Consider the following 1,594-nt stretch of genomic DNA (forward strand, 5'->3'; position numbering starts at 1 on the left):
ATCCTGCACTCCTAAATGGTTCGTCCGGCGAATTTCTGAGGCGGTGCGGCCAGTCTTACGACGTAGCAGAGTGCGGAGAGTGGCTGCATTATCATAGCCGGTGCGGGCTGCGATCTCATCCATTCCCAATTTGGTCGTCCTCAGGAGATAAGCCGCTCGTTCAACGCGCAGGCTCTGGAAATAAGACAATGGAGAGCGGCCCAGCACCATATTGATTCTGCGGGACAGAGTTCGTTCACTTGTCCCGACAAAGGCCGCGGCCTGCTCCAAGGAAAAGCCCGTATCGAGGTTTTCACGCGCCCACTTCTCGAAGAGCATCACCAGGTGGTCGGCGTGGCGCAAATGATCCGGGATGGCATAGGTGGCTTGAGGCGAGCGAGGATCGAGCATTAGGTAGCGAGCGACGGTGTCGGCCAGTTCGGGGCTCCGCTGACGAACGAACCAGAGCGCCAAATCGAAATGTGCGAGCACCGCGCCTGCGGTAACGACCCTGTCGTTACCCACCAGCGCACGGCTGTCATCGAGTGCAACGCTGGGATACCGGGCTCTAAAGAAAGGTGCGAGCCACCAACTGGTGGCGGCCTCTTGTTTGTCTAACAATCCCGTCTCGGCGAGGACGAATGTCCCCGTACAAGCAGCAGCGATAGTCGCACCATTTGCCTGCCAGGTTCGCAATAGTTCGACAGCTCGCTTTACATCGGGATGAGCAAGGGCGTCGGCAATGCCTTCCTCCGTCTTCGCTCCCAATGCCGGCACGAAGACAAAGCCGGGAGTCGGGAGGGCGTCGGCCCGAACCGTAGGGATTGCGAGGCCGTGCGCTGTACGTGTTGCGCGACGAATGCTGGAAACCGACGAGTTCAAACTTTCACGCAAGGCGGGGGGCGCCAAGTCGCGCGCCGTCGCTAAGGTGTCCTGAAACGCCGCAAGCCCAGTATCGAACACCCCATCAAGCGCTAAAATTGTCGTAGCTGTGCTCATGGCGAGAATGGTATCAGGTTTGTCAATTCTGCCAAGCGCTAACGCTCCGCTGCGATGATAGTCTAGCGACGCGGCCGACGATGGCGCGATCAAATAGGGAAGAAAATGAGGACCATCAAAGTGTTCCTGCTCACGGCGGCCCTCGTTGTCGCCACCGGCGCGACAAGCGCAATGGCGGATACGACAGGCAGCTCGAAGTCAACCCAACCACACCCAAAGATGGAGACGATGAAGATGACACATATGGGCTTATTCGTGCGGCTCGACGCCAAGCCTGGCAAAGAAGCGGCTTTGGAAAAGTTTCTGAAGGACGCGCTGCCGTTGGCACAAGCCGAAACGGGTACTCCGGTCTGGTATGCTGTAAAGTTCGGACCAAGCAGTTTCGCGATCTTTGACGCCTTTCAGAATGATGGCGACAGAACCGCACATCTCAACGGTCCGATCGCGGCAGCACTCATGCAGAACGCCAATGAGCTTCTGGCCACGCCGCCGGTCATCGAGCGCTGGGATGTTCTCGCGGTCAAGTAAGCTAGACAGAGCGGTATGTGGCATCGCTGCGACCGCTCTGCCGCCATCGTCGTGGTGAGTTTCTTCTTCCACGTAAGCGATGCCGCGC

At 58.3% G+C, this 1,594-nt stretch carries 2 protein-coding genes; one reads left to right on the forward strand and one right to left on the reverse strand.

Annotated elements, in window-relative coordinates; translation table 11 throughout:
- Positions 1 to 978, reverse strand: a 978-nt coding sequence (locus AC1RQ5_RS31045; protein WP_003601689.1) for a GlxA family transcriptional regulator, incomplete at its 3' end; no start/stop codon positions are given.
- Positions 979 to 1,083: 105 nt separating this feature from the next.
- Between AC1RQ5_RS31045 and AC1RQ5_RS31050 the strand changes: the two genes are divergently transcribed.
- Positions 1,084 to 1,506, forward strand: coding sequence for a putative quinol monooxygenase (locus AC1RQ5_RS31050; RefSeq protein ID WP_493204664.1), 423 nt, complete (start codon positions 1,084 to 1,086; stop codon positions 1,504 to 1,506).
- Positions 1,507 to 1,594: the final 88 nt, after the last annotated feature.

Source organism: Tardiphaga sp. GW821-FHT12E02 (assembly GCF_058807155.1).

What these genes read in the sequence shown, in the direction of transcription:
- AC1RQ5_RS31050 (WP_493204664.1), top strand. Translation starts at nt 1,084, where the DNA reads ATGAGGACCATCAAAGTGTTCCTGCTCACGGCGGCCCTCGTTGTCGCC.